At 67.8% G+C, this 20,443-nt stretch carries 14 protein-coding genes and 2 rRNA genes (1 of these 16 running past the window's edge); 4 read left to right on the top strand and 12 right to left on the bottom strand.

What is annotated here, in order from left to right; all coding sequences use genetic code 11:
• Positions 1 to 204 precede the first annotated feature (204 nt).
• Positions 205 to 897, bottom strand: a complete 693-nt coding sequence (locus OG385_RS20605) for an HAD family hydrolase (RefSeq protein ID WP_266861030.1) — start codon at positions 895 to 897, stop codon at positions 205 to 207.
• A 141-nt stretch (positions 898 to 1,038) separates the two neighbouring features.
• A complete protein-coding gene (locus OG385_RS20600; RefSeq protein ID WP_266856442.1) occupies positions 1,039 to 1,545 on the bottom strand; it encodes a hypothetical protein in 507 nt (168 codons plus the stop codon).
• A gap of 349 nt (positions 1,546 to 1,894) precedes the next feature.
• Here OG385_RS20600 and OG385_RS20595 point away from each other — a divergent pair, with 349 nt between their 5' ends.
• Positions 1,895 to 2,293, top strand: coding sequence for an Rv3235 family protein (locus tag OG385_RS20595; RefSeq protein WP_266856440.1), 399 nt, complete (start codon positions 1,895 to 1,897; stop codon positions 2,291 to 2,293).
• 90 nt (positions 2,294 to 2,383) lie between these two features.
• Here the strand turns inward: OG385_RS20595 and secA are convergent, their stop codons facing one another.
• Positions 2,384 to 5,197 (bottom strand): preprotein translocase subunit SecA, encoded by a 2,814-nt coding sequence (gene secA, locus OG385_RS20590; protein ID WP_266856438.1) that lies wholly within the window; start codon positions 5,195 to 5,197, stop codon positions 2,384 to 2,386.
• A gap of 280 nt (positions 5,198 to 5,477) precedes the next feature.
• On the opposite strand from secA, the gene OG385_RS20585 reads away from it, so the two are divergent.
• On the top strand, positions 5,478 to 6,053 hold the full coding sequence (locus tag OG385_RS20585) for a GNAT family N-acetyltransferase (RefSeq protein WP_266856436.1): 576 nt from the start codon (positions 5,478 to 5,480) through the stop codon (positions 6,051 to 6,053).
• Between the two features lie 192 nt (positions 6,054 to 6,245).
• Positions 6,246 to 7,430 carry a winged helix-turn-helix domain-containing protein gene (locus tag OG385_RS20580; protein WP_266856434.1) on the top strand — a complete coding sequence of 395 codons (1,185 nt, stop codon included), beginning with the start codon at positions 6,246 to 6,248 and terminating at the stop codon, positions 7,428 to 7,430.
• 61 nt (positions 7,431 to 7,491) lie between these two features.
• Here the strand turns inward: OG385_RS20580 and OG385_RS20575 are convergent, their stop codons facing one another.
• The 7 genes from OG385_RS20575 to mtnA all read right to left on the bottom strand — a co-directional run bounded on the left by OG385_RS20575 (position 7,492) and on the right by mtnA (position 16,207).
• Positions 7,492 to 8,238, bottom strand: coding sequence for a response regulator transcription factor (locus OG385_RS20575; protein WP_266856431.1), 747 nt, complete (start codon positions 8,236 to 8,238; stop codon positions 7,492 to 7,494).
• 221 nt (positions 8,239 to 8,459) lie between these two features.
• Complete coding sequence (gene raiA, locus OG385_RS20570; RefSeq protein ID WP_266856429.1) at positions 8,460 to 9,149, bottom strand: ribosome-associated translation inhibitor RaiA; 690 nt, start codon at positions 9,147 to 9,149, stop codon at positions 8,460 to 8,462.
• Positions 9,150 to 9,498: 349 nt separating this feature from the next.
• A complete protein-coding gene (locus OG385_RS20565) occupies positions 9,499 to 10,221 on the bottom strand; it encodes a ComF family protein (RefSeq protein WP_266856427.1) in 723 nt (240 codons plus the stop codon).
• Between the two features lie 251 nt (positions 10,222 to 10,472).
• Entirely contained in the window at positions 10,473 to 12,293 is a 1,821-nt protein-coding gene (locus OG385_RS20560) for an LpqB family beta-propeller domain-containing protein (protein ID WP_266861028.1), read from the bottom strand.
• A gap of 85 nt (positions 12,294 to 12,378) precedes the next feature.
• Entirely contained in the window at positions 12,379 to 14,400 is a 2,022-nt protein-coding gene (gene mtrB / locus OG385_RS20555; RefSeq protein ID WP_266856425.1) for an MtrAB system histidine kinase MtrB, read from the bottom strand.
• A 1-nt stretch (position 14,401) separates the two neighbouring features.
• Positions 14,402 to 15,079: a two-component system response regulator MtrA gene (mtrA, locus tag OG385_RS20550; RefSeq protein ID WP_005486885.1), complete on the bottom strand. Its 678-nt coding sequence runs from the start codon at positions 15,077 to 15,079 to the stop codon at positions 14,402 to 14,404.
• Between the two features lie 15 nt (positions 15,080 to 15,094).
• Entirely contained in the window at positions 15,095 to 16,207 is a 1,113-nt protein-coding gene (mtnA, locus tag OG385_RS20545) for an S-methyl-5-thioribose-1-phosphate isomerase (RefSeq protein WP_266856423.1), read from the bottom strand.
• A gap of 156 nt (positions 16,208 to 16,363) precedes the next feature.
• Here mtnA and OG385_RS20540 point away from each other — a divergent pair, with 156 nt between their 5' ends.
• Positions 16,364 to 17,611 carry a hypothetical protein gene (locus OG385_RS20540; RefSeq protein WP_266856421.1) on the top strand — a complete coding sequence of 416 codons (1,248 nt, stop codon included), beginning with the start codon at positions 16,364 to 16,366 and terminating at the stop codon, positions 17,609 to 17,611.
• Between the two features lie 400 nt (positions 17,612 to 18,011).
• Here OG385_RS20540 and rrf read toward each other — a convergent pair.
• Both rrf and OG385_RS20530 read right to left on the bottom strand, forming a co-directional pair.
• A 5S ribosomal RNA gene (gene rrf / locus OG385_RS20535) occupies positions 18,012 to 18,128 on the bottom strand.
• A 78-nt stretch (positions 18,129 to 18,206) separates the two neighbouring features.
• Positions 18,207 to 20,443: ribosomal RNA gene (locus OG385_RS20530) — 23S ribosomal RNA — on the bottom strand; it runs 886 nt beyond the window's last position.

Here is a 20,443-nt window from a genome sequence, read left to right as displayed (position 1 = left end):
GAAGGCCGGTCCGGGTGAGGGGTGCCAGCGATGACCCGGACACCGTAGTGCTCCGGGCGCAGGGCAGAGGCGTCAATGCCCCCGCGAGATATCGCGCTGATCACGGGACCTAGGCTATCGCCCCCGGACCGGTGGACGTCACCGGCCGCATCTGTACAAGTCGGCATCCCGCACTTCGACACTTCGGCCAGGTGCGGAAACCGGTCAGAGTGCCCAGTCGCGTGCGGTACTGACCGCCTCCGCCAGCGAGTCCACCACCGGCACCCCGGCGGTCTCCAGGCTGGCCCGGCTGTGCGATCCGCCCGTGTACAGCACGGCCCGTGCCCCGGCGTGCGCGGCCGCCACCGCGTCGTCGACCGCGTCACCGATCACCACGACGCGCTCGGGAACGACACCGTCGAGCCCGGCCAGGTGGCGCACCATGTGCTCCGCCTTCCCCCGGTTCGACGGGCCGGTCCTGCCGTCCACGCGCAGGAAGCGCCGCTCGATCCCGTGTGTCCGCACGATCGGTATCAGTTGGTCGTGCGGCGCCAGCGAACAGAGCGACTGGGTGAGCCCGGACGCCTGCCAGTCCCTGAGCAGTTGCTCCGCCCCCGGAGCGAGCCCCGCCCCTTCGGCCAGCGCCCAGTAGTGCCGGTGGAATGCCTCGTCCATGACGGCCCACTCGGCGTCCGTCGGCAGCCGGCCCATCAGCCGCTCGTAGAACCGCGGAACGGGCACGCAGTACAGGTCCCGGTAGCGCTCCAGCGTGATCGGCGCCATACCGACCTCGCCGAACGAGGCGTTCGTCGCCCCGATCACCGCGTCGATGTCGTGGAACAGCGTCCCGTTCCAGTCCCAGACGATGTGCGTCCCCGCCGGTGCGGCACCCGACCCGGTGTCCACGTCCGCGCTCATGTCCAGCCCGCTCATGTCCAGCCCCCCGTTCGAACCTCTCCCGGACCATGCGGGGCACCGCCCGTGCCCCGCTTTCCCCACTTCGACAACGGTACGCGGGGGGTCTGACAACGGACCCCGCAGACCGTGACCGGGCAGGGATCAGGCGATCAGATGCGGGATCTCCTGCACACCGAACCAGAGCAGTTCGTGGTCCTCGGCGCCGTCCACCGTGAACTGCGCGTCGTCGTCACCGTGATCGGCGGCGCCCAGGGCGGCAGCCGCGGCCGCGACGTCCGGCTCGGCGTCGTCCGCGTCGGCGTGGACGGCCGCGGCCTTCGTCAGCGGCACGGCGGAAGCGATCCGCACCTCACCGAGCGAACTCGCGTCGAGACCGCGGTCCGGGTCGGCCACCGCGTCCTGGTCCGGCACGTCGACAGCGACGACCACCCGGCGGCGGGCGACGCCCGGGGCCCCGGCCAGCAGCCGCAGCGAGGCCGATGCGGCCCGGTTGAGCGCCGCGTACTCCAGCTCTTCGATGTCGTCGGAGACGTACCACTCCCGCAGGCCGGGCGTCACGGCGTAGGCGGTCAGCGGTCCTGGGCCCAGTTCGCCCGCCGCGTGCGCCGCTGCGAGACCGGGGAGGGTCAGTGGGACGTACACACGCATGGCCGGCCGCTTTCGTCGTCGGATGGGCGCCCCGGGCTCCGTCCGGAGGACCGGAAGGCGGCCCGGCAGAGCCCGGTGATGCCTGATGAAGAGGGTCCCAGGATACGTACCGGGTCCCCCTTCGTGGCGCCGGGAGCAGCCCGGTACGGCGTCCACCCGGCGACGTCCGGGAGCACGCCGCATCCGCCCGTGGCACCGGCCCCGTCACCCGGATAGGTGATCCCGAACAGCACCGTCCGCACACCGCCCGCTCCCTTGCCACAGCTTCGCCGCCCCCCGTACAAGAGGCTCAGCAGAAGCTACCGCCCGGTATCGAAACCGGGCCCGGCAGAGCGGGGGCACTCACTTCATGCAGCGGACCAGGCCGGCGGGCCGGCACGACCAGCACAGGCCAGGCACCACCCCGATCCAGCGCCGTCGGCTCAAGCCGCACTACTGGTTCGCCGAGCGGCTCCTCGCCGTGCTCAGCGGGCAGCGGCCCGTCCACTGGATGCTCGGACACACCATCGGCGAGGCCTACGACCAGCTCGTGCTGCTGGCACCCGGCACACCGCTGCGAGGGCCCGGGGTGCGGCCCGTCGTACGCCACTGCGGCGAGTTCGTCCCGGCGCCCGGCGTGATCGAGGCGTTCGCCAGGATCGGCTCGGGCGAGCACGTACAGGCGATGGCGTTCCGGCTCGAACAGGGCGGCGATCTGCGCTGGCGGTGCGCAGCGGTGGAGCTGGGCGGCGAACGCGTCGGCGTATGACCCGAAAACGGTAGGGGCCGGGCCGGACACCGCAGCTTCTGCGGTGTCCGGCCCGGCCCCTACGACATGCGGCTCGCGCCGCTGCCGCCGCTACTTCTTGCGGCGCCGGCCGCCGCCCTTCTGTGCCTTGCGGCGCTCGGCGCGCGTCATCCCGTCCGCCTCGGAGCGGGACGGGCCGTCCTCGTTCTCGAAGTCGCCCTCGACGACACCGCCCTCACCGTCCACGGTCGGGGCCGAGAAGTGCAGCCTGTCGGGCCGCTGCGGGGCCTCCAGGCCCTTGGCCCGGATCTCCGGACGCGCACCCGCGGGCACCGCGTCCTTCTCCAGGGAGGGCTTCTCCGCCGCGTCCTGGACCGGAACCTCCTCGACCTGCTGCTCGACCTGAACCTCCAGGTTGAACAGATAGCCGACGGACTCCTCCTTGATGCCCTCCATCATGGCGTTGAACATGTCGAAGCCCTCGCGCTGGTACTCGACCAGCGGGTCCTTCTGCGCCATGGCACGGAGGCCGATGCCCTCCTGGAGATAGTCCATCTCGTAGAGGTGCTCACGCCACTTGCGGTCCAGCACCGACAGGACCACGCGGCGCTCCAGCTCACGCATGATCTCGGAGCCGAGCTGCTCCTCGCGGCCCGCGTACTGCTCATGGATGTCGTCCTTGATCGACTCACCGATGAACTCGGCGGTGATGCCGGCCCGGTCGCCCGCCGCGTCCTCCAGCTCCTCGACCGTGACCTTCACCGGGTAGAGCTGCTTGAACGCGTTCCACAGGCGGTCCAGGTCCCACTCCTCGGCGAACCCTTCGACCGTCTCCGCCTGGATGTACGCGTCGATGGTGTCGTCCATGAAGTGCTGCACCTGCTCGTGCAGGTCCTCGCCCTCCAGGACCCGGCGGCGCTCGCCGTAAATGACCTCACGCTGGCGGTTCAGCACCTCGTCGTACTTCAGGACGTTCTTACGCGTCTCGAAGTTCTGCTGCTCGACCTGCGACTGCGCCGAAGCGATGGCCCGCGTCACCATCTTGTTCTCGATGGGCACGTCGTCGGGCACATTGGCCATCGCCATGACGCGCTCGACCATCTGGGCCTTGAAGAGCCGCATCAGGTCGTCACCGAGCGAGAGGTAGAACCGGGACTCGCCCGGGTCGCCCTGTCGTCCGGAACGGCCGCGCAGCTGGTTGTCGATACGGCGCGACTCGTGGCGCTCGGTGCCCAGCACGTACAGCCCGCCGAGGTCCTTGACCTCGTCGTGCTCGGCCTTGACCGCGTGCTCGGCCTTCTCCAGTGCGGCGGGCAGGGCCGCGGCCCACTCCTCGACGTTCTCGTCGGGGTCCAGGCCGCGCTGGCGCAGCTCCGCCTCGGCGAGGTCGTCCGGATTGCCGCCGAGCTTGATGTCGGTACCTCGTCCGGCCATGTTCGTCGCGACGGTGACGGCGCCCTTGCGGCCGGCCTGCGCGATGATCGGCGCCTCCCGGTCGTGCTGCTTCGCGTTGAGCACCTCGTGCTGCACACCGCGCTTGGAGAGCTGCTGCGAGAGGTACTCGGACTTCTCGACCGATGTGGTGCCGACCAGGATCGGCTGGCCCTTCTCGTGCTTCTCCGCGATGTCCTCGACGACCGCGTCGAACTTGGCGACCTCGGTGCGGTAGATCAGGTCGGACTGGTCCATGCGGACCATCGGCCGGTTCGTCGGGATCGGCACGACACCGAGCTTGTAGATCTGGTGGAACTCGGCGGCCTCGGTCATGGCCGTACCGGTCATGCCGGAGAGCTTGCCGTACAGACGGAAGAAGTTCTGCAGGGTGATCGTGGCGAGCGTCTGGTTCTCGTCCTTGATGTCCACCCCTTCCTTCGCCTCGATGGCCTGGTGCATGCCCTCGTTGTAGCGTCGGCCGGCGAGGATACGGCCGGTGTGCTCGTCGACGATCATGACTTCGCCGTCGATGACGACGTAGTCCTTGTCGTTCTTGAAGAGCTCCTTGGCCTTGATCGCGTTGTTGAGGTAACCGACGAGCGGGGTGTTCACCGACTCGTAGAGGTTCTCGATGCCGAGCCAGTCCTCGACCTTGGCGACACCGGGCTCATGGATGGCGACCGTGCGCTTCTTCTCGTCGACCTCGTAGTCGCCGGTCTCCTCGATGCCCTTGAGCTGGTTGCCCGCCTCGCCCTTGGTCAGCCGCGTGACGAGCTTCGCGAAGTCGCCGTACCACTTGGTGGCCTGGTCGGCCGGGCCGGAGATGATCAGCGGCGTACGCGCCTCGTCGACCAGGATCGAGTCGACCTCGTCGACGATGGCGTAGTTGTGGCCGCGCTGGACGAGCTCGTCCTGGGCCCACGCCATGTTGTCGCGGAGGTAGTCGAAGCCGAACTCGTTGTTCGTGCCGTACGTGATGTCGCAGGCGTACTGCTCACGGCGCTGCGCCGGGGTCATGTTGGCGATGATGCAGCCGACTTCGAGCCCCAGGAACTTGTGGACCCGGCCCATCATCTCCGAGTCGCGCTCGGCCAGGTAGTCGTTCACCGTGATCAGGTGGACGCCCTTGCCGGACAGCGCGTTCAGATAGGCGGGGAGCGTGCCGACCAGGGTCTTGCCCTCGCCGGTCTTCATCTCGGCCACATAGCCGAGGTGCAGGGCAGCGCCGCCCAGCAGCTGTACGTCGTAGTGGCGCTGGCCGAGGACGCGCTTGGCGGCCTCACGGACCGTCGCGAAGGCCTCGGGCAGCAGGTCGTCGAGGCTTTCGCCGTCGGCGAACCGCGCCTTGTACTCGTCGGTGAGGGCCCGCAGCTCGGCGTCGGAGAGGTTGATGAAATCCTCTTCGATGGAGTTGACCTGGTCCGCAATGCGGTGCAGCTTGCGCAGGATCTTTCCTTCGCCTGCACGCATGAGCTTGTTGAAGACGGACACGGGGGTTGGTCTCCTTGCCGGTCGGGCCTGGCGCGGTCGAGTTCATGGTCTGAACCTCCCGGGGTGCTACCCCCGGACCCGGGCCGGAGAAACAGACCGACCAGGGAGCCCGGCTTACTTTCACGCGGCAAACCGGGGTAGAGCAACGGCCATCGTAAGCGAGGACCCCGCCGCGCCGGGAGGCCTGCCGCTCAGGACAACGGTCGGGGCGTACGGAAGGTGCCGGGAGAACCCCGAAAAAGCCATGGCACCTGCTCCGCACGGGCAGCAGAATCAGCCGATGGACCCTATAACACTGACATCGGAGCGGCTGCTGCTGCGCCCCTTCACCGCCGCTGACACCGAGGCCGTGTTCCAGGCCTGTCAGGACCCCGACATCCAGCGCTGGACGATCGTCCCGTCCCCCTACCGGCGCGAGGACGCGGAGAGTTTCACCGTACGGATGGTCCCGGACGGCTGGCGGGCGGGCACCAGTCTGGCCTTCGCCGTGCTGGCCCGCGCGGACGTCCGGCTGATCGGTGCGATCTCCGTGTTCCAGCGCGGACAGGCAGGCACCTGGGAGATCGGCTTCTGGATGGCGAAGGAGCACCGGGGCAACGGATACATGGCCGAGGCCGTGACCGTACTCACGCACTGGTCGCTGACCAAGCTGGGCGCGGAGCGGCTGGAGTGGCGGGCCGAGGTCGGCAACACGGGGTCGCGGGCGGTGACGGAGAAGGCCGGGTTCCGCGTCGAGGGGGTGCTGCGCGCGGACCTCCTCAACAAGGGCACCCGCCGAGACGCCTGGCTGGGCGCGATACTCCCCTCCGACCTGGGGCTGCCCACGGAACACGTGTACCTTCCGGCAGGGCCGTGAACCGCGCCGCCTGCACGCGGACCGCATCCGCCGCCTGCGCGCCCGGGCCCCCGCACCGCGATCGGCCTGCTCCACTGATCCGAATCCGCCGGCCCTGATCCGGATCCGCCGGTCCTGACCAGGTCCACCGCTCCTGATCCGGATCCACCGGCCCGCCCCCGGCTGTCAGTGCTGCCCCCTATCGTTCGGGGCATGACTCCTGTGCCGCCCCCAGCCGTCGAACTCTCCGCCGACGAAGCCCGCCGGACAGCGCTGCGAGCCCAGGGATTCCTGGGCGCGCCCGACCGGCGGGGCGGGGTCCGCGGGGTGCTGCGCCATCTCGGCGCGGTGCAGCTGGACACCATCTCGGTCCTGGCGCGCTCGCACGAGCTCATCCCTTACGCCAGGCTGGGCGCCGTCGGGCGCAGGACCGTCGAGGACGCGTATTGGTCGGGGGGCCGCTCCTTCGAGTACTGGTCGCACGCGGCCTGCATCCTGCCCATCGAGGAGTGGCCGCACTTCGCCTTCCGCCGCCGCGCCTACCGCGACCGCCCGCACTGGAATCACGAGCTGCCCGAGTCGGCCTACGAGACCGTGATCAAGCAGCTGCGCGCGGAGGGGCCGTTGACGGCCACCGAACTGGGCGGCGCGAAGAACGGCGGCGAGTGGTGGGACTGGTCGGCGTCGAAGGTCGCGGTCGAGCGGGCCCTGATGTACGGAGAGGTGGTGTGCACCGAGCGGCGCGGCTGGAAGCGGGTGTACGACCTGGCCGAGCGCGCGATCCCCGGCCCGCTGCTCCATGACGAGCTGGACGACCTGGAGTGTGTCCGGCGGCTGGTCGCGCTCGCGGGTAAGTCCCTGGGGGTGGGGACCCGTACGGACATCGCGGACTACCACCGCCTCAAGGCCGAGCAGTTCGACGCGGTCGTCGCGGACTCGGGCCTGGTCCCGGTCAAGGTCGAGGGCTGGTCCAAACCGGCCTGGGCGGATCCGGAGGCGCTGTCGTCCCCGCTGCGCGGCCGCCACCGTACGACGCTGCTCTCGCCGTTCGACTCACTGGTCTGGGAACGCGCCCGTACGGAGCGGATCTTCGGCTTCACCCACCGGCTGGAGGCGTACGTGCCGAAGCCCAAGCGGATCCACGGCTACTTCTCCATGCCGCTGCTGGCCGGCGGGAAGCTGGTGGGGCGGGTCGACCCCGCGCGGGAGGGCACCACCCTGGTGGCCAGGCAGATCTCCCTGGCCGACCGGAAGGCGGTGCGGCCGATGGCCGAGGCGCTGACCGAAGCCGCGGGCTGGGTGGGGTGCACGGACGTGCGGGTGGAGCGCATCAACGAACCGGAGCTGCGGGCTCCGCTGGCAGCGGCCCTGGCCGGGACACTGGACGCGGCCCGGTAGCGACCCCGGCCATCCACTCCCCAGCGGATGCCCCCCCAGCGGATGCGCTCAGCGGGTGCCCTCAGCGGATTTCGAGGATCTTCTCGCGCATCGCGTAGACCACGGCTTCCATCCTGGAGTGCAGCTGCAGTTTCTCCAGGATGTTGCGGACGTGGTTCTTCACGGTGTTCTCGGAGATGAACAACTCCTTGGCGATGTCCCGGTTGTTCATCCCGGTGGCCACCAGCTTCAGCACCTCCAGCTCACGCTCGGTGAGCCGCGGCGCCGGTACGAGCCTGCGCTCGTCGGTGCGCTGGATCATCGACTTGAACTCGGTGAGCAGCTTCGACGCCATGGAGGGGCTGATCTGGGACTGCCCGTCGGCCACCGCCCGGATCGCCGTCGCCACTTCGTCGGTCGAGATCTCCTTCAGGAGATAGCCGGTGGCCCCGGCCTTGATCGCCTCGTAGAGGTCGGCCTCCTCATCGCTGATCGTCAACATGATGATCTTCGCGCTGGGCGCCACCTCCTTGATGGAGGTACAGGCCTCGATGCCACCGCGCTTGGGCATCCGTACGTCCATCAGCACGATGTCGGGCAGCAGATCGGCGGCCTTGTCCACCGCTTCAGCGCCGTCACCCGCCTCGCCGACGACCTGGATGTCCTCCTCAGCCGCGAGAACGATCTCCAGACCGCGCCGGAAGAGCGCGTGGTCGTCCACCACCAGGACCCGGATCGGCTCCTTGCACGAAGCCCCACCATGGTCCGCCGCACCATGGTCCATGAGGTCCTCGTCCCGGTCGTGTGCGGGACCGAAGCGGTCCGCCATCGTTCCTCCCCCTGAAGCATGGGCCCGAAGTTCATGTACGACGTTCACCTACGACACCAACCGCAGCTCACAGAAGCCCGGTTGGCGCGTGCGCCCATGATTTCATGCCGGAACGACGGAACGGTGATCCCCAGCCCCGATCCCCCGCACCGATCCCTACCGCACGGCGGAGCCCCCGGCGCGCATATACACGTCCAGGGGCACCGCGACGGGTAATGGAGTCATCCGCCGAGCGCACCGCCGGCGCCGGCCGCCTCCATGTCGGCGAGCGGGTCGGTCGTCAGGTGGATGACACCGTAGTCGTAGGCGTGCCGCCGGTAGACGACACTGGGCTCCTTTGTCTCCGCGTCGACGAACAGATAGAAGTCGTGCCCCACCAGCTCCATCTCGTAGAGCGCCTGGTCGAGCGACATCGCTGCTGCGATATGCGTCTTCTCGCGTACCACCAGCGGTCCTTCGCCCTGGACTTCGAGCGAACCCATCCTGGTGGTCGGAATGGTCTGGGTCGCCAGGTCGGCGGTGAACTCACCGTTGCCGTTGATCGGCGCCGTGTCCGGCACCGCGTCGACGACTTCGGCCGCCGAAATGCGGCCCGCACCCCTCCTGTTGTGGCGCTTCTCGTTCTGCTTCCGCAGCCGCGCCTCCAACTTGCCTGTGGCCAGATCCAGCGCTGCGTACGGGTCGCCTGCCGCTGCCTCCGCCCGGATCACCGGGCCTCGGGAGTGCAGCGTGATTTCCACACGGTCCGAACGGTCGGCCTGCCTCGGATTGGGCTCCTTGGACACCTCGACGTCAAGGCTGATCACCTTGGCGTCCAGCTTCTGGATCTTCTCAATCTTCAGCTTCTCGGCGACGTGCTTGCGGAACCGCTCGGGTACCTCGGTCTTGCGGCCCTTGACGACGATGTCCACGCAGAACTCCGTTCCCGGATCGCTCCGCTCAGCGGCGGAGCAGCTCCCTCTTGCACCAGACCCCGGTGAGCACCGGAGTCTCGGACTTGGTGACTTTCACCTCCTCCTCCCCCGTCGGGAAGATCCCCACCCACACCAACCTCCGGCCTCGCAAGCATCCGGGTTTCCACGGAACCAGCAGAAACCGGAAAGTGCCATGCACGTCCGTGTATTCAAGTGAGCCACAGCTTTCGCCATTCCTCACAACCGAACATAGCTCGCTGGGACGGGTATCGGCACCTGCTACTCACGCGTACCCCCGTTCAGGTGGTTTTTCTCCCTCGCTACCTGCAACGATGCAAGTTAGCTATCAGTTCCGGTTTATTTCGAAAGACAACGGCGGTGCGGCGACGACCGCGGCCACCGGTTCCATGGCTCCGGCGAATTCCCGGCCGGGCACTGCCCGTACAGCACGCGCGGCCTCCACGAGTGATGCTCCGGTCGTCATGAGATCGTCCACCAACACCACCCTGCCCCCGTCCAGCAGCCCTACGCCCCCAGGCACCACTTCGAGTGCACCCGAGAGATTCGCCAGCCTCTGCGGGGCATCCAGACCCGCCTGGTCGGCCACCGCACGCCGCTGTCTGAGCGCCCCCAGCATCCGCGCCGGTGTACCGCTCCTGCGCAGCTCGGCCGAGGCGGCACAGGCGATCCGGCGGCCCGCGTCATGCCCCCGGGCCCGCACCGCACCGCGCGACGAGGGCACCGGGACGAGCAGCAGCGTCCCCTCACCCGCGCTCCGCCCTGCCGCGGCCCGCACCGCCGTGGCGAGCGCACGGCCGAGCACCCCCGCCAGCCCCAGCGCGCCCCGCTCCTTGTGCGCGAGCAGCACCGCCCGCACCGCGTCCTCGTACGCCGCGGCACCCCACACCGCCGGCAGCCCCGGCGGCTCGGGATCCGGTCTGGCCCTGCGCACCGGACCGCCGCAGAGAGCCTCGGCGCATTCCGCGCAGAGCGCCGTACGAGATCTTCCGCAGCCTCCGCATGCGCTCGGCAGCACCACTTCGGAGATTTCCTGCCACCACCCCCTCATGGCCTCTACTCTGCCAAGCAACGGAGCTTCCGGCCACCCCTGTGGATAACCGGGGCGGACGGCCACGGACACCTGCCGCATACAACTGTCCAGCGGTCATCCGGATACAACTGTCCAGCGCCATCCGGCGATCATCCGGCAGCGGTCCAGCAACAATGCCGAAGCCACCCGAAGCCCTTCCGAAGCCTTCCGGAAGCTATCCGGCTATCCGGAAGCCGCCTCCGGATAGCCGGTCCGTCCCGGACAGCCGCCTATCCGGGATAGACCGGCGACTTCCCTTCCTCCACCACGGTTTTCCAATTCGCACGCGGGGGAAGACGCACAATTCCGTCCTCGTCCGAGAGCGCCATCAGCGGCAGCCTGTCGTCGTCCGAAGCGGCGACGGCGGTGATCCGGTTGGCGCCCGGCAGCGGGTTCACACCGGAGACCGAACCGTCCGCCTGCATATAGCGCACCTGCTGCACCCCGCCGGCCTCCTTGCCGACCACCACGAGCCGGCTGCGCCCCGCCCAGGACACCGCCGTCACATCCGCCATCTGCGGTGCGGCCGGGCGCAGTTCGTCCACGACGGAGACCGTCGGGCTGTCGGCGCTGCCCTGCCGGACCACCCGGCCCACCTTCAGCGTCGTATGCCCGTCCTTCGTCAGCAGCAGCGCGATCCGTACCCCGTCGGACGACATCCGCAGCCCGGCGATATGCGCGCCGTCCAGCCCCAGTACCGGGACGGACTGCGGCTCGCCCGAACCGCCGGGGAACCGCAGCAGCTGCGGATTCGCCGGGTTCCGGTCAGCCACCCAGAGATCTCCGCATCCGTCCCAACTCGGGGCCGACAGACGGTTCTTCTTCTGCTTCGCATGGCTGGTGTACAGCTGCTCGGCCGTTTCGTCGCCGGAGACGATCGACGAAGTGGACAGCGTGCTGCTGTCCTTCGACACACCCGCCGCGCGGCGTTCGTCGCGCGCCACCGCAACCGTGCTCAGCGGCTTGGCGCCCGTGCCGAGCGGACCCTCGACAGGCTCGGGATCCGCCTTCCCCGAGCTGTCACCGCCGATGGCCTGCATCCGTACGAGCCGGCCCTTGGCATCCACGAAGTACTCGCCGGCCGGACTGCCCGATGTGTGGTCGGGCGCGTACTCCTGCGACTGGTCCGCGCTGAGCACACACAGCTGCGAGCCGTCCGTACGCTCCAGCTCCACCTGCTCGACCCGCATGGACGTCACATCGCGCAGCGTGAAGAGCAGTTGAGCCGCCATCTGCCGGCACTGCCCCTGCCCGACGCCCGACGCCTTCTCGTTGAGCGGCACTTTGAGGCCGTTACGGTCGTCGAGCGTCAGGGCCCGGACACCCTTCTTGAGCGCCGTTCCGACCGGGAAGCGCGAATTCGCCACAGGACGCAGCCAGTTGGTCGGCCCGTCCAGCAGAGAGGCGACCGTCTGCGTCAGTGGATCCATCCTCGTCTCGGGGTCGATGCCCTGACGGAGATAGACCGGGTCGGCGACAAGCCAGTTGCGGCCGGACGAGCCGCCGGGCGAACCGGACGCTCCCGACCCCCCGGACGTCCCGGATGCCCCGGACGGCACCGAGGCGAAGTAGTACTTGTTGACGGAGTGATAGTTGCGCTGGAAGTCGGAGAGGCTGAGCAGCAGACCGGCGGGCAGATCGTCGATACGCCACCCGCCGTTCTGATGCACCAGATGGATGGAGTTGCGGTACGTGCCCTTGTCGGGCTGGTACGCGTGCTGCTTGTCGACCACGGCGACTTCCGTGCCGCTCAGTTCGAAGGTGGAGGAGACCTGCGGAGCGTCCCGGTCGTTGGCCGGATTCGCCCGGCGCGTGGGCCCGTCGGCGAGCACCGTGGTCCGCGCGCCCGGATCCCACTTGTGCGACGCTTCCTTCGTCAGATACTTCCTGGCCGTGGCGAACTGCAGATCATCGCTGGTCATCGCCTCCAGGAAACCGTCCACGATCTCGGCCGGCGCGGCCCCCTCACGCGGCGGCACCGCATACACCTTGACCTGTGAGTCGCTGCGCTGCGAAGGATCGACGGCTTCGATGTCCCCGCTGTTCGGCATCGACGCACAGCCCGCCAGCAGCACGCCCCCGCAGCCGAGCCAGGCGTACGCCCTCAGTCCCCGTACGCCGCGGCTGCCCCCACGATCATCGCCCACGGGCGGTGTCCTCCCGGTCCGAAGCTTGCGTTGCACAGTCACCGGCCCTCGGCACCACCCGGGCACCGCTGCCCGGCAGTGCCGTCGGGTCGGCCGGTATCGCACGGGGCAGCGGCGGCAGCGGCGAACGGTCCGCACCGGACTGGGCCGGCACCGCGACCAGCCGCCCCGCCTCGGCCTGCGTGGCGCGGGCGCGGCGCGAGTCGTCGGGCTCCAGCGGTATCGGGGAGCCGCGCAGCGGTTCGTCCGCAGTACGCGGCAGGGTCAGCCGGAACTGTGAACCGCCACCCGGCTCGCCCCACGCCTGGAGCCAGCCACCGTGCAGCCGCGCGTCCTCGACGGCGATGGACAGACCGAGCCCGGTGCCGCCGGTCGTACGGGCCCGCGCCGGGTCGGCCCGCCAGAAACGGCTGAAGACCCGGGTCGCCTCGCCCGGCTTCAGCCCCACACCGTAGTCGCGCACGACGATCGCGACGGCGCCCCCCGCGACACCGAAGCGGACCACCACATCGTTGCCCTCGCCGTGCTCCACGGCATTGACGACGAGGTTGCGCAGCACACGCTCGATCCGCCGCGCGTCCACCTCGGCGACCACTGGCTGCTCGTCACCGACGACGCGGATCCGGCTGCCCTTGCGCTCCGCGAGCGGCTCGGCACCCGATATCACCCGGCGCACGGTCTCCCGCAGGTCGATCGGCTCCGCCTCCAGCGCAGCGGCGCCCGCGTCGAACCGGCTGATCTCCAGCAGATCCGCGAGCAGCGACTCGAAACGGTCGAGCTGATCGCCGAGCAGCTCGGCCGAGCGAGCGGTCACCGGGTCGAAGTCGCTGCGCGCGTCATGGATGACGTCGGCGGCCATCCGTACGGTCGTCAACGGGGTGCGCAGCTCGTGCGACACATCGGAGACGAAGCGGCGCTGCATCCGGGACAGCTCCTCCAGCTGCTGGATCTTCAACTGGAGGCTCTGCGCCATCTTGTTGAAGGCTTCGCCGAGCCGGGCGATGTCGTCCTCGCCCGTGACCTTCATCCGCTCCTGGAGACGCCCGGCAGAGAGCCGTTCGGCGATCCCGGCGGCCATCCGCACCGGCGTGACCACCTGACGCACCAGGAACCAGGCGATCGCCCCGAGCAGCACCACCACGAACAGCCCGGCGGTGGCCAGGGTGCGCTTCACCAGGCTGAGGGTCTTCTCCTCCTGCGAGAGCGGGAAGAGGTAGTAGAGCTGGTACGGCTTGTGGTCGATGTCCTCAAGACGCTGCCCCACGACCAGACCGGGCTCCGGCGCCCGCCCGTCGACGTACTTGATGTCCGTGTACGTCTTGTACGGCGCGGTGCCCTGGTCGACGCTCATGCGCAGCTTCTCGGAGACGCTGTCGGGGCTCACCTGGCCGGACGTACGCTCCCCGCCGTTGCCCGCACCCGTCTCCTCGGAGGCCGGGGCGAGGGTGACCACGTTGTACGCACCCTGACCGCCGCTGGCGAGCTGGGCCACGAGGTCGGTTCGCCACTGGCGGGAGTTGCTGGCCGCCCCGGTGTCGGCGGAGTCGCTGTCGGACACCGTCGTCGCGTTGGCCTTGTCCTTGGCGACCGTGAAACCACCCGCGGCCTGACTGACCGCGGCCTTCCCCTTGGCGTCCAGCAGACCGTTGCGCACCTGGCCGATGACGACGAATCCGAGCACCAGGACCACGCCCAGCGACATCAGCAGTGTGCCCGCGACCACCCTGAGCTGGATGTTCCGCCGCCAGAGGCGCACAGCGGGAAGCAGCGGACGGCGCACCCAGCGCGCGAAGAGCCGCAGCACATGACCGCCGGGCGCTCCGTCCTGGAGCAGCCGGCCACCCCGCAGAAAACGGTCGCCGAACCTGCGCAGCACGGCCGCCCGGCCGTCGGACGGACCTGACGACGCGGGCGGTGCGGTGAGCCGGGGCGCGTTCACCGCGGCTCCGGCAGCCCGCTCCGGCCGTGCTCCCGGCTCCCCGGGCGCCGGAGCGGCGCTGCTGCGGGCCATGTCAGCTCGGTCCGGCCTTGTATCCGACACCGCGGACGGTCACGACGATCTCCGGCCGCTCGGGGTCCTTCTCGACCTTCGAGCGCAACCGCTGTACGTGCACGTTGACCAGCCGGGTGTCCGCAGCATGGCGGTACCCCCACACCTGCTCCAGCAGCACCTCGCGGGTGAACACCTGCCAGGGCTTACGGGCCAGCGCGACCAGCAGATCGAACTCCAGCGGGGTCAACGCGATCGACTGCCCCTCCCGCTTCACGGAGTGACCGGCCACATCGATGACCAGATCACCGATCGCCAGCTGTTCCGGCGCGGGCTCCTCCGACCTCCTCAGCCTCGCCCTGATACGGGCGACGAGTTCCTTGGGCTTGAACGGCTTGACGATGTAGTCGTCGGCCCCGGATTCGAGCCCCACCACCACATCGACTGTGTCGCTCTTCGCCGTGAGCATCACGATCGGCACACCTGACTCGGCCCTGATCAGCCTGCAGACCTCGATGCCGTCCCGTCCGGGCAGCATGAGATCGAGCAGCACCAGGTCCGGCTTGGCCTCACGGAATGCAGCCAGTGCCTTGTCGCCGTCCGCTACAAATGACGGCTCAAAACCTTCACCACGCAGCACAATGCCGAGCATCTCGGCCAGTGCGGTGTCGTCATCGACGACAAGGACGCGTCCCTTCATACCGACATCATCCCATTAGCTAATCGTTACCTGGCGTGACCTGTCACACAATGCGGTGAGTGCGTCCCTGGTGACAGGGGATGCGATCCCCGATTCCGTGACGACGGCCGTCACGAGCTCGGGGGGTGTGACATCGAACGCGGGGTTGTACGCCTGCGTCCCCAACGGCGCCACCGGCACCCCGCCGCACTCGGTGACCTCCCCGCCCGCACGCTGCTCCACCTCGATGGACGCACCGTCCGGCGTGGACAGATCGACCGTGGTCGTCGGAGCGACGACCACGAACGGCACATGGTGGTACTTGGCCAGCACGGCCAGCGGATAGCTGCCCACCTTGTTGGCCACGGAGCCGTCAGCGGCGATCCGGTCGGCACCGATCAGCACGGCATCCACCTCGCCCGCCGCGAAGAGCGAACCAGCCGCGTTGTCGGTGAGCAGGGTGTACGCCATCCCGTTGCGGGCCGCCTCGTACGCCGTCAGACGCGCCCCCTGCAGCAGTGGCCGCGTCTCGTCCACCCACAGCCGCCGCAGACTGCCCGCGCGGTGCGCCGCCAGCGCCACGGCGAAAGCGGTGCCCTCACCGGCCGAGACCAGCGCCCCGGTGTTGCAGTGTGTCAGAATCCGGTGCCCGCCGCCCGGCAGCAGCTCATCGAGGAGCTCCAGGCCCCGGACCGCCATCTGCCGGCTGGCCTCGACGTCCTCCTGGTGCAGCGCCCTGGCTTCGGCGAGCGCCGCCGCCGCACCGGTGTCCGCACCGCCCCGGACAGCTGCCCGGTACACCTCGGCCACCCGGTGCACCCCGTACCCGAGGTTCACCGCCGTGGGCCGCGCACCCGCGAGGAGCGCCGCTGCCTCCTCCACGTCGTATCCCCGTACCGCCGCGAGCGCGACCCCGTACCCCCCGGCGACCCCGAGCAGCGGCGCCCCCCGGACAGCGAGTGTCCGGATCGCCCGGACCAGCGCGGGAACATCCGTGCACACCAGCTCGACCTCTTCACCGGGCAATCGAGTCTGGTCGAGCAGCACGACGACCGGCCCCTCCGGCCCCTCGGGCGGCTCGTCCCAGCGAAGCGAAGGAAGCATGGGCGGCCCCGCGCCCAGCGGGGTTTGCTCGTCCTGATCAGCCATCCGCACAGTCTGCCCCGTGTGGCACCGACAATTGAAGGTGCAAAGGAGATACAGCAGCGGCTCCGCTGCCACACCCCGCATGACACGATGGCTGCCGACCTGCTGCCTCGACGCACGGACGGGCATGCGGCGGACAGGCATGATGAAGGAGCGACAATGAACGACTCTCCGGGCTGGGCCTCGCCCGGATCCGCCCCCTCCGACGGACAGGAGCCGGGCGTCCCCCGCCCCGCCGAGCCGACCGGCCAGGGAGAAGCCGCTCCGAAGTGGTCCAGCAATCAGCCGCCTGCCGCGCAGTGGACTCCGCCGAGCCCGGCTCCCGTACCACCGCAGCAGACGTCCCGCCGGGGCCCGCGCGCGCAGTCCGGTAACGGCGGCGGCCGGCAGAACACCGGCTGGGGCGGACCGCCGCAGAACGGCTGGGGATATCAGCAGCCGGTCGTGGCCAAGCCGGGCATCATCCCGCTCAGGCCGCTCGGCGTGGGAGAGATCCTCGACGGCGCGGTGTCGACGATGCGCGCCCACTGGCGCACGGCACTCGGCCTCACGATCGGCGTGGCAGCCGCCGTCCAGCTCTGCTCGATCCTCGTCCAGCACTACCTGCTCCCCGAGCCCACCCAGATCGACAGCGGGGCCGGCCCCACAGAGCAGCTGCACCAGAGCGTGGACTCGCTGCGGACGACCCTGATCGGCCTGGGACCGCTGTACGCGATCACGCTGATCGGGACGATCTTCACCACCGCGGTACTGACCATGGTCGTCAGCCGCTCCGTGCTGGGCCGCCCGGTGACGCTCGCCGACGCCTGGCGCGAGGCCAGGCCTCAGCTCTCCCGGTTGGTGGGGCTGAGCCTGCTGCTGCCCGTCGCCTACGCCGCGGTGATGACGGTCGGTCTTCTTCCCGGCCTCCTGGTCGGTGGCTCCGAGGGTGCCGGACTCGCCGCCCTCGGCGGGCTCGCCGCGGTCGTCGTGGTCGTCTGGCTGTGGATCTGCTTCAGCCTGGCCGGACCCGCACTGATGCTGGAGCGACAGGGCATCGCGGCGGCGCTGCGCCGCTCGGCGAAGCTGGTGAAGGGCGTCTGGTGGCGCATCTTCGGGATCACACTGCTGACTCTGCTGCTGACCGCCCTCGTCTCGGGACTCATCGATCTGCCGTTCAACGCGGCCGCCACGATGGCCGACGGCAAGAGCGTCAGCGACCTTGTCTCCAGCAGGGCTCCGGAGTTCGGCTGGCCGTACCTGATCATCAGCGGCATCGGCGCGACGCTCACGGCGGCGCTCACCTACCCCTTCACCGCCGGCGTGACGGTGCTCCTCTACGTCGACCAGCGCATCCGCCGCGAGGCACTCGACATCGACCTCGCACGATCCGCGGGCGTACCCGGCTACGAACCCTCCGGGAGCTGACCCGCCGCGGTACCGGCACTCCTCTTCGAAGAGCCCCAGCAAGCCCCCAGTGGGCGCGCTGGGGCTCTCGTCGTCGGAGCCTCGACGAGACGTCCCATACGGCGGCCGCATCGCCGACGACCAGGCACACCTGCACCTCAGCGAGCCGGACGGGGGCAGCACGCGCGGGCACCTTGGACGCTGTGTACGAGGTACGAGGTACGAGGTACGAGGGTTCCAGGCCGGCGCACAGGGCCCAGGAAGGAGTTAGCCCGACCGCATGGCAGAAGGGCTCAGCAGACCGACTCCAGAAAGGGGGAAGGCCAGCGGCCAGGTACCGGCTGCCTGGGAGTGAACTGCACGTGGACGCAAAAATGCCTCAACCCCGAGCTATTACAGCTCGGGGTTGAGGCTAAAAATTGTTCGGCGGCGTCCTACTCTCCCACAGGGTCCCCCCTGCAGTACCATCGGCGCTGAAAGGCTTAGCTTCCGGGTTCGGAATGTAACCGGGCGTTTCCCTAACGCAATGACCACCGAAACACTATGAAATTAACCAACACCGGATACAACACAGTCGTTCGTTATTTCAGAACTAACACAGTGGACGCGAGCAACTGAGGACAAGCCCTCGGCCTATTAGTACCAGTCAGCTCCACCCGTTACCGGGCTTCCACATCTGGCCTATCAACCCAGTCGTCTACTGGGAGCCTTAACCCCTCAAAGGGGGTGGGAATACTCATCTCGAAGCAGGCTTCCCGCTTAGATGCTTTCAGCGGTTATCCTTTCCGAACGTAGCCAACCAGCCATGCCCTTGGCAGGACAACTGGCACACCAGAGGTTCGTCCGTCCCGGTCCTCTCGTACTAGGGACAGCCCTTCTCAATATTCCTACGCGCGCAGAGGATAGGGACCGAACTGTCTCACGACGTTCTAAACCCAGCTCGCGTACCGCTTTAATGGGCGAACAGCCCAACCCTTGGGACCGACTCCAGCCCCAGGATGCGACGAGCCGACATCGAGGTGCCAAACCATCCCGTCGATATGGACTCTTGGGGAAGATCAGCCTGTTATCCCCGGGGTACCTTTTATCCGTTGAGCGACAGCGCTTCCACAAGCCACTGCCGGATCACTAGTCCCGACTTTCGTCCCTGCTCGACCCGTCGGTCTCACAGTCAAGCTCCCTTGTGCACTTACACTCAACACCTGATTGCCAACCAGGCTGAGGGAACCTTTGGGCGCCTCCGTTACTCTTTAGGAGGCAACCGCCCCAGTTAAACTACCCATCAGACACTGTCCCTGATCCGGATCACGGACCGAGGTTAGACATCCAGCACGACCAGAGTGGTATTTCAACGACGACTCCACAACCACTGGCGTGGCCGCTTCAAAGTCTCCCACCTATCCTACACAAGCCGAACCGAACACCAATATCAAACTGTAGTAAAGGTCCCGGGGTCTTTCCGTCCTTCTGCGCGAAACGAGCATCTTTACTCGTAGTGCAATTTCACCGGGCCTATGGTTGAGACAGTCGAGAAGTCGTTACGCCATTCGTGCAGGTCGGAACTTACCCGACAAGGAATTTCGCTACCTTAGGATGGTTATAGTTACCACCGCCGTTTACTGGCGCTTAAGTTCTCAGCTTCGCAACCCCGAAAGATCACTAACCGGTCCCCTTAACGTTCCAGCACCGGGCAGGCGTCAGTCCGTATACATCGCCTTACGGCTTCGCACGGACCTGTGTTTTTAGTAAACAGTCGCTTCTCGCTGGTCTCTGCGGCCACCCCCAGCTCATGGAGTAAATCCAATCACCAAGAATGGCCCCCTTCTCCCGAAGTTACGGGGGCATTTTGCCGAGTTCCTTAACCATAGTTCACCCGAACGCCTCGGTATTCTCTACCTGACCACCTGAGTCGGTTTAGGGTACGGGCCGCCATGAAACTCGCTAGAGGCTTTTCTCGACAGCATAGGATCATCCACTTCACCACAATCGGCTCGGCATCAGGTCTCACCCACATGTCATCCGGATTTACCTGGATAACGGGCTACACCCTTACCCCGGGACAACCACCGCCCGGGCTGGACTACCTTCCTGCGTCACCCCATCGCTTACCTACTACCACCTTGGTTCAGCGGCTCCACCACTCCCCTTTCCCCGAAGGGTCCAGGACGGCTTCACGGCCTTAGCATTAGAGGATTCAGTATTGGGCGTTTCAAAGCGGGTACCGGAATATCAACCGGTTGTCCATCGACTACGCCTGTCGGCCTCGCCTTAGGTCCCGACTTACCCTGGGCAGATCAGCTTGACCCAGGAACCCTTAGTCAATCGGCGCACACGTTTCTCACGTGTGTATCGCTACTCATGCCTGCATTCTCACTCGTGAACCGTCCACAACTCGCTTCCGCGGCTGCTTCACCCGGCACACGACGCTCCCCTACCCATCCCAGCCCCCGTTAGGGGTATGTGCTGGAATGACACGACTTCGGCGGTACGCTTGAGCCCCGCTACATTGTCGGCGCGGAATCACTTGACCAGTGAGCTATTACGCACTCTTTCAAGGATGGCTGCTTCTAAGCCAACCTCCTGGTTGTCTCTGCGACTCCACATCCTTTTCCACTTAGCGTACGCTTAGGGGCCTTAGTCGATGCTCTGGGCTGTTTCCCTCTCGACCATGGAGCTTATCCCCCACAGTCTCACTGCCGCGCTCTCACTTACCGGCATTCGGAGTTTGGCTAAGGTCAGTAACCCGGTAGGGCCCATCGCCTATCCAGTGCTCTACCTCCGGCAAGAAACACACGACGCTGCACCTAAATGCATTTCGGGGAGAACCAGCTATCACGGAGTTTGATTGGCCTT

Origin of the sequence: Streptomyces sp. NBC_01306, from assembly GCF_026340465.1 — a bacterium.
GTDB lineage: Bacteria > Actinomycetota > Actinomycetes > Streptomycetales > Streptomycetaceae > Streptomyces.
This window is presented reverse-complemented; position numbering and strand designations above follow the sequence as displayed.

Excerpts from the sequence above, each read along its gene's own strand:
- OG385_RS20605 (WP_266861030.1), bottom strand. The coding sequence starts at position 897 with ATGAGCGCGGACGTGGACACCGGGTCGGGTGCCGCACCGGCGGGGACG.
- OG385_RS20600 (WP_266856442.1), bottom strand. The coding sequence starts at position 1,545 with ATGCGTGTGTACGTCCCACTGACCCTCCCCGGTCTCGCAGCGGCGCAC.
- OG385_RS20595 (WP_266856440.1), top strand. The coding sequence starts at position 1,895 with ATGCAGCGGACCAGGCCGGCGGGCCGGCACGACCAGCACAGGCCAGGC.
- OG385_RS20585 (WP_266856436.1), top strand. The coding sequence starts at position 5,478 with ATGGACCCTATAACACTGACATCGGAGCGGCTGCTGCTGCGCCCCTTC.
- OG385_RS20580 (WP_266856434.1), top strand. The coding sequence starts at position 6,246 with ATGACTCCTGTGCCGCCCCCAGCCGTCGAACTCTCCGCCGACGAAGCC.
- OG385_RS20575 (WP_266856431.1), bottom strand. The coding sequence starts at position 8,238 with ATGGCGGACCGCTTCGGTCCCGCACACGACCGGGACGAGGACCTCATG.
- OG385_RS20565 (WP_266856427.1), bottom strand. The coding sequence starts at position 10,221 with ATGAGGGGGTGGTGGCAGGAAATCTCCGAAGTGGTGCTGCCGAGCGCA.
- OG385_RS20560 (WP_266861028.1), bottom strand. The coding sequence starts at position 12,293 with ATGCCGAACAGCGGGGACATCGAAGCCGTCGATCCTTCGCAGCGCAGC.
- mtrB (WP_266856425.1), bottom strand. The coding sequence starts at position 14,400 with ATGGCCCGCAGCAGCGCCGCTCCGGCGCCCGGGGAGCCGGGAGCACGG.
- mtrA (WP_005486885.1), bottom strand. The coding sequence starts at position 15,079 with ATGAAGGGACGCGTCCTTGTCGTCGATGACGACACCGCACTGGCCGAG.
- mtnA (WP_266856423.1), bottom strand. The coding sequence starts at position 16,207 with ATGGCTGATCAGGACGAGCAAACCCCGCTGGGCGCGGGGCCGCCCATG.
- OG385_RS20540 (WP_266856421.1), top strand. The coding sequence starts at position 16,364 with ATGAACGACTCTCCGGGCTGGGCCTCGCCCGGATCCGCCCCCTCCGAC.